A 6,204-nucleotide genomic window follows, 5' to 3' on the forward strand; every position below is an offset into this window, starting at 1 on the left:
GGTGGTCATGTACACGCTGGCCGAACTGAAGACATGCCGGCTGGTGGTCGAGGGCACCGGTGCGGCGACAAGTGAAACAGTCTCGACGCTGCACGAGATGCTGATGGCGACCAGAAACCGCATCCTCATCAACCTCGACAACAAGCTCGACGTCGGCGCCCTCCCGGGCATGATTGCGGTCGCTCGCGGTCTCGGCATGGCCGAACAGGTCATCGTCAAGGAGAACCTGTGGAATTCACAACGGATTTCCACGGTCAAGGCCGCCATGGAGACCATTGGCGGCGGCTTCCAGTTCATGCCGATCATCGCCGATGACGCGGTGCATGACGCCGGTTTCGCCGGGACGGTCGACCGCGCCTTCTCGCCGCGCGCGATCGAGTTGATCAACTGGCGGGCAGGCGCCGAGACGCTGACCGAGACGGGCGGGCCGCTGTTCAGCACGCGCATGCGCGCGGCCGCAGTCAGGGGCAACTGGCACATCTGGGCCGACACCTACGCCATCGCCAACAAACCGGGCGGCTTCCTCGCCGGCGGCCGCGGCGACGAACTGGCGGTGCAGGCCAGCCTGCCGCGCGAAAGCTGGGGTTTCTGGGCCGATCGCGGCGCCACCATCATCCAGACCGACGAGCCGAAGGCGGCAATCGACTGGCTGGCCGCGAATGGTTTTCGCGTGCCTTATGCCGACGAGGCGCGGCCGGTTGAGCCGGCGAATACGGCGAGCATCAATTAAGCGGCGGCTGACGCTGCCAATCTCCCTCACGAGGGGGGAGATTGGTTAGCTTCAAGCCGCTAGCGCCACGCCGTCCAGTTCGCTAAGCGCATCCTGTGGCAATTCCAGTTCAGCCGCAGCGAGGTTCTCCCCGAGATGCCCGACCGACGATGTGCCGGGGATCAGCAGGATGTTGGGCGCGCGGCGCAGCAGCCAGGCGAGCGCGACCTGCATTGGCGTGGCGCCGAGGCGCGCCGCGATTTCCGACAGGGTGGAGGATTGCAGCGGGTTGAAGCCGCCGAGCGGGAAGAACGGCACATAGGCGATGCCATCGCGGGCAAGATCGTCGATCAGGGCATCGTCGCCGCGATGCGCCAGATTGTACTGGTTCTGCACGCAGACGATCTCGGCGATCCCCCGTCCTTGCGCGATCTGCGCCGGCGTCACGTTGCTCAGCCCGATGTGCCTGACCAGACCCTGTTGTTGGAGCTCGGCCAGCACGGTAAGCGGCGCTTCGATCGATCCTTCGGCGGGGCCATGGGTATCGAACATGATGCGTAGGTTGACGACGTCGAGCACCTCGAGCCCGAGATTGCTGAGATTGTCGTGTACCGCCTGGGTGAGCGCTTCCGCGGAAAAGGCCGGCAGCCACGATCCATCCGCGCCGCGCCGGGCACCGATCTTGGTGACGATGACGAGATCTTGGGGGTAGGGCGCCAGCGCCTCGCGGATCAGCCGGTTGGTGACGTGCGGACCGTAGAAGTCGCTGGTATCGATATGGTCGACGCCTTGCGCAATCGCCTCGCGCAGCACGGCCAATGCCGCGTCATGATCCTTGGGCGGCCCGAACACGCCGGGTCCCGCGAGTTGCATGGCACCGTAGCCGAGCCGCTTCACGGTGCGGCTGCCAAGCTTGAAGGTGGCGGGGGCGAAGGTGCCGGATTGTTGGATGTTGGACATGATTGATCTCCTTGAGGAGGCAGAGATAGGCGCTGCCCAACCTCGTGATAATCCGGTACAATCCACACAGGCCGTGCGGAATGGCGAACAATGATGGACCTCAGCGATCTGAATGCTTTCGTGGCGGTGGCGCGCGCCGGCGGCTTTCGCGACGGCGCGCGTGCGAGCGGCGGCAGCGCCTCCGGCCTGAGTGAGGCGGTGCGTCGCCTGGAAGTGCAGCTCGGTGTCAGGCTGTTCAACCGCACGACGCGCAGCGTTGTCCCGACCGAGGCGGGCCTCAGCCTTCTGGAGCGGCTCGGCCCGGCGCTGTCGGAGGTGGAGGCGGCGCTGGACGTGGTGAACGGCTTTCGCGACAGGCCGGCTGGCTCGTTGCGTCTCAACGTGCCGGTCAGTGCTGCGCGGCTGATATTGCCCGATATCGTGCCGGGTTTCCTCGCCGCCTATCCCGGTATCCGGCTGGAGGTGATCGCCGACGAGAACTTCGTCGACGTGCTGGCGGCCGGCTGCGATGCCGGCATCCGCTATGACGAGCGGCTGGAGCAGGACATGATCGCGGTGCCGATCGGACCGCGCGTGCAGCGTTTCGCCACGGCCGCCAGCCCTGCCTATCTTGATCGCCATGGCCGCCCGCAACACCCGAGCGACCTGCTTGGCCACTCCTGCGTGCGTGGGCGCTTTGCCAGCGGTGCGATGCTGCCCTGGGAATTCGAGCGAGACGGCGAGGTGGTGCGGGTCGATCCGACAGGCCCCTTGATCGTGCGGATCGGCGGGGCGACGGATCTTGCCGTCGACGCGGCTATTGCCGGCACCGGCATCATCGGCCTCTTCGAGGGCTGGCTGCGCCCTTACTTCGACAGCGGCGCTCTTGAGCCCGTGCTCGAACCGTGGTGGCAGAGTTTTCCCGGACCGTTTCTCTATTATCCCGGCCGGCGCCTGGTTCCGGCCCCGCTGCGGGCGTTCATCGACTATATCAAGGGCGGCAAGGCCTGACCTGTTTCCGGCGCCGTCACCCCACCCGGCGCTCCGCGCCGACCTTCCCATTGAGGGGAGGTAGGGCGCCGCGCTCTTCTAGCTCCCCTTGATGGGAAGGTCGCGCCGTAGGCGTGGGTGGGGTGACTGCCGAGCCGCAAACAAAAAGGCCGCCCGGAGGCGGCCTTTTCGATTGTCTGAAGCTGCGAAGTGCTTAGCGCTTGGAAAACTGGAAGCTACGACGGGCCTTGGCCTTGCCGTACTTCTTGCGCTCGACGACGCGGCTGTCGCGGGTCAGGAAGCCGCCCTTCTTGAGCACGGCGCGCAGCGTCGGCTCGTAGTAGGTCAGCGCCTTGGAGATGCCGTGACGCACGGCGCCAGCCTGGCCGGAGAGACCGCCGCCGACGACTGTCGCGACGATGTCGTACTGGCCGGCGCGGTTGGAGGCGATGATCGGCTGGTTGAGGATCATCTGCAGGACCGGACGCGCGAAATAGGTCGCGAATTCCTTGTCGTTGACGATGATCTTGCCGGAACCCGGCTTCACCCAGACGCGCGCAATGGCGTTCTTGCGCTTGCCGGTGGCATAGGCGCGGCCCGACTTGTCGAGCTTCTGGACGTGGACGGGGGCCGCCGGCTGGGTATTGGTGTTGCCGGTGGCGGCGCCCAGTTCTGCGAGCGAGGAAAGCTCAGCCATCTTATGCGACCTTCTTGTTCTTGGCGTTCAGCTTGGCCACGTCGAGCACGACGGGCTGCTGGGCGACATGCGGATGCTCGGCGCCTGCATAGACGCGCAGGTTCTTCATCTGGCGACGGCCGAGCGGGCCACGCGGGACCATGCGCTCAACGGCCTTCTCGACGACACGCTCGGGGAAACGACCCTCGAGCAGCTGGCGCGCGGTGCGCTCCTTGATGCCGCCTGGGTGGCCGGTGTGCCAGTAATAGACCTTGTCGGTGAATTTCTTGCCGGTGAACACCACCTTGTCGGCATTGATGACGATGACGTTGTCGCCGTCGTCGACGTGCGGGGTGAAGGTCGGCTTGTGCTTGCCGCGGAGATGATTGGCGATGACAGTGGCCAGACGACCGACGACGAGACCTTCGGCGTCGATCAGGATCCACTTCTTCACCACATCCGCAGGCTTCTGCGAAAAGGTTGTCATGTTTTCTGCTCTCGGTTCTGACCTTCATAAGAGAAGGCGTTTCTTGTTGCTTGGATTGGCGAAAGGCGCTTGCCCGCCGCCAATAACAAAACGGCGGCCTTTGCGGGCCGCTGCTTCGTGGAGGCTTATAGGCGAGGGTGGTGACCGCGTCAAGGCGAACGAAAAGGTAGATATCAGGTAAAATGTAGCAAAAACAATAACTTGAACAAAAGGTATTATTTTACCACATCACCATTCCGCTTCGGCGGGATCGAATAGGTGCCGATGGCATGCGCCACCGTGTGTCCGTCTGGGCCGGCAACGATGTCGATGTCGAACACCATCAGGCTCTTTCCCAGCTTCAGGATGCGGCAATGGCCGTCGATCGGTCCTGCCTCGGCCTTGCGCACGAAATTGATGTCGAGGTTGACGGTGACCGAAAGCGCATCCGGCCCGGCATGGCTGAGCACGCAGACGTAGCCGCCAATGTCGGCCAGCGTGAACAGCGAGGGGCCGGACACCGTGCCGCCGGGACGCAAATGCCGTTCGCCGGCGTTGAGCCGCACGGTGCAGCCGCCCGGGAACACGTCGATCGCCTCGAAATATTTGAACTGCTCATTGAGCTGCGGATAGACGGTTTCCATCAGCGCATTGACTTGTTGCGCGGTCAGCACGGGCTTGAGGTTGGTCTGGGCGGGCATGTCTTGGTCTCTCGCTTTGCGCCAGGCCTGTATGAGCGCAGCGCGGCATTTCTGACAACCTTCGTCCCCTGGCGCAAGCGATCGGTGTTGGACGAAACCTGATCCGGTATTAGATAGTCTGGCAGCCCCAGCGGAATCGCGGAGAACCCTATCCATGGCCGAAATCCTTGCCATCAAGCCTGCCGCCGTTGAGGGTCCGGTGGTTGCACAACTGGACAAGGGCGTGCTGCGCCTCACACTCGCCAATCCGCCTGCCAACGCGCTGTCGCTGGCGGTGATGGCGGCGCTGACGGCCGAACTCGAGCGCGCCAGGGCCGACAAGGCCGTTCGCGTCATCGTCTTGTCGGCTGCCGGCAAGGTGTTCTGCGCCGGCCATGATCTCAAGGAAATGACCGCGCGCCGCACTGACGCCGATCATGGCAAGGCCTTTTTCGCAGAGACGTTTGCCGCTTGTGCGACGCTGATGCAGGCGATCGTGCGTCATCCAGTGCCTGTCATCGCCGAGGTTGACGGCCTGGCCACCGCCGCCGGGCTGCAACTGGTCGCCAGCTGCGACCTGGCGATCGCTTCGCATGAGGCGACCTTCTGTACGCCGGGTGTCAACATCGGCCTGTTCTGCTCGACGCCGATGGTGGCGCTGTCGCGCAACGTCTCGCGCAAGCATGCGATGGAGATGCTGTTGACCGGCGAGACCATTGATGCGGCAACCGCCAAGGAATTCGGCCTGGTCAACCGCGTCGTGCCGCGTGAATACCTGAATCAGATCGTCACCAAATACGCGCAAACCATTGCTTCCAAATCATCTTTGGTGGTCAAGACGGGCAAGGAGGCGTTTTACTCGCAGGCCGAAATGGGGCTGGCGGATGCTTACACCTATACCGGCCGGATCATGGTCGAAAACATGCTCGCGCGCGACGCCGAGGAAGGCATCGGCGCCTTCATCGGCAAGCGCAAGCCGGAATGGACGGACGAATAGGAGCAGCACCATGGAGCCGCGAATCTCTATCGTTACCATCGCCACCGATGATCTGGACCGCGCGGTGCGCTTTTACGAGGCTATGGGCTTGAAGCGGCATGCCGGTATCACCGACGGTGTCGCCTTCTTCCAGATGGGCGGCGTCATTCTTGGTCTGTTCCCACGTGCCAGCGCAGAAGAGGATTCCGGCATCGCCTTCGCCGCGGCGCCATCGGCGGTCTACCTCGCCTACAACACCCGCTCCGACGCCGAAGTCGACGACGTGCTCGCCAGGGCGGAAAAAGCCGGCGGCCGCATCGTCAAGCCGGCCGGCCGCGCCTTCTGGGGCGGCTGGTACGGCTACTTCGCCGACGCCGACGGGCATGTCTGGGAAGTGGCGCACAATCCGGCCTTTCCGATCGCGGAAGACGGCACGATTTCGCTACCTGGCTGATGGCCCATCGCAAGCAGCTGACGCGGCTCAAGGCTCCCTATCTGAAGCGCATCCTGCTCGATGCCGTGCGGGTCGAGGATTGGGAAAAATATCCATGGAACCTGCCGCTGTTTCGCGGCCACGACTTCGAACTCGAATTCACCACGCCGATCACCATCATCGTCGGCGAGAACGGCACCGGCAAATCGACGCTGCTCGAGGCGATCGGTGCGCTGGCCGGCTATGACGAAGCCGGTGGCGGCAAGGGATATAGGCCGGTCGACCATTCCAGCGCCATCGACAAGAGTGGTGCCGCGCTGGCCAACGCATTCCGC

General features: G+C 64.0%; 9 protein-coding genes. 5 read left to right on the plus strand and 4 right to left on the minus strand.

Annotation, left to right across the window (positions count from 1 at the left end):
- On the plus strand, nt 1–730 hold a 730-nt coding region (locus EN879_RS20515; RefSeq protein WP_164774483.1), incomplete at its 5' end, for a glycerophosphodiester phosphodiesterase family protein.
- Between the two features lie 51 nt (nt 731–781).
- Here EN879_RS20515 and EN879_RS20520 read toward each other — a convergent pair.
- Entirely contained in the window at nt 782–1,669 is an 888-nt protein-coding gene (locus EN879_RS20520; RefSeq protein WP_063167782.1) for an aldo/keto reductase family oxidoreductase, read from the minus strand.
- A gap of 90 nt (nt 1,670–1,759) precedes the next feature.
- On the opposite strand from EN879_RS20520, the gene EN879_RS20525 reads away from it, so the two are divergent.
- Nucleotides 1,760–2,659: a LysR family transcriptional regulator gene (locus tag EN879_RS20525; protein WP_013532207.1), complete on the plus strand. Its 900-nt coding sequence runs from the start codon at nt 1,760–1,762 to the stop codon at nt 2,657–2,659.
- 193 nt (nt 2,660–2,852) lie between these two features.
- Here EN879_RS20525 and rpsI read toward each other — a convergent pair whose 3' ends face one another.
- From rpsI to EN879_RS20540, 3 genes are all read right to left on the minus strand, one after another.
- Entirely contained in the window at nt 2,853–3,335 is a 483-nt protein-coding gene (gene rpsI / locus EN879_RS20530) for a 30S ribosomal protein S9 (protein WP_023810272.1), read from the minus strand.
- Between the two features lies 1 nt (nt 3,336).
- Entirely contained in the window at nt 3,337–3,801 is a 465-nt protein-coding gene (rplM, locus tag EN879_RS20535; RefSeq protein WP_013532205.1) for a 50S ribosomal protein L13, read from the minus strand.
- A gap of 215 nt (nt 3,802–4,016) precedes the next feature.
- On the minus strand, nt 4,017–4,481 hold the full coding sequence (locus tag EN879_RS20540) for a PaaI family thioesterase (RefSeq protein WP_063167783.1): 465 nt from the start codon (nt 4,479–4,481) through the stop codon (nt 4,017–4,019).
- Between the two features lie 154 nt (nt 4,482–4,635).
- Between EN879_RS20540 and EN879_RS20545 the strand changes: the two genes are divergently transcribed.
- From EN879_RS20545 to EN879_RS20555, 3 genes are all read left to right on the plus strand, one after another.
- Complete coding sequence (locus EN879_RS20545; RefSeq protein WP_063167784.1) at nt 4,636–5,457, plus strand: enoyl-CoA hydratase; 822 nt, start codon at nt 4,636–4,638, stop codon at nt 5,455–5,457.
- Nucleotides 5,458–5,467: 10 nt separating this feature from the next.
- Nucleotides 5,468–5,890 (plus strand): VOC family protein, encoded by a 423-nt coding sequence (locus EN879_RS20550; protein WP_013532202.1) that lies wholly within the window; start codon nt 5,468–5,470, stop codon nt 5,888–5,890.
- A partial coding sequence (locus EN879_RS20555) for an AAA family ATPase (protein WP_164774484.1) occupies nt 5,890–6,204 on the plus strand: 315 nt, incomplete at its 3' end. The genes EN879_RS20550 and EN879_RS20555, both read left to right, overlap by 1 nt.

The organism is Mesorhizobium sp. M7A.F.Ca.AU.002.02.1.1 (assembly GCF_003998535.1).
In the GTDB taxonomy this organism is placed as follows: Bacteria; Pseudomonadota; Alphaproteobacteria; order Rhizobiales; family Rhizobiaceae; genus Mesorhizobium; species Mesorhizobium ciceri.

What these genes read in the sequence shown, in the direction of transcription:
- EN879_RS20520 (WP_063167782.1), bottom strand. Translation starts at nt 1,669, where the DNA reads ATGTCCAACATCCAACAATCCGGCACCTTCGCCCCCGCCACCTTCAAG.
- EN879_RS20525 (WP_013532207.1), top strand. Translation starts at nt 1,760, where the DNA reads ATGATGGACCTCAGCGATCTGAATGCTTTCGTGGCGGTGGCGCGCGCC.
- rpsI (WP_023810272.1), bottom strand. Translation starts at nt 3,335, where the DNA reads ATGGCTGAGCTTTCCTCGCTCGCAGAACTGGGCGCCGCCACCGGCAAC.
- rplM (WP_013532205.1), bottom strand. Translation starts at nt 3,801, where the DNA reads ATGACAACCTTTTCGCAGAAGCCTGCGGATGTGGTGAAGAAGTGGATC.
- EN879_RS20540 (WP_063167783.1), bottom strand. Translation starts at nt 4,481, where the DNA reads ATGCCCGCCCAGACCAACCTCAAGCCCGTGCTGACCGCGCAACAAGTC.
- EN879_RS20545 (WP_063167784.1), top strand. Translation starts at nt 4,636, where the DNA reads ATGGCCGAAATCCTTGCCATCAAGCCTGCCGCCGTTGAGGGTCCGGTG.
- EN879_RS20550 (WP_013532202.1), top strand. Translation starts at nt 5,468, where the DNA reads ATGGAGCCGCGAATCTCTATCGTTACCATCGCCACCGATGATCTGGAC.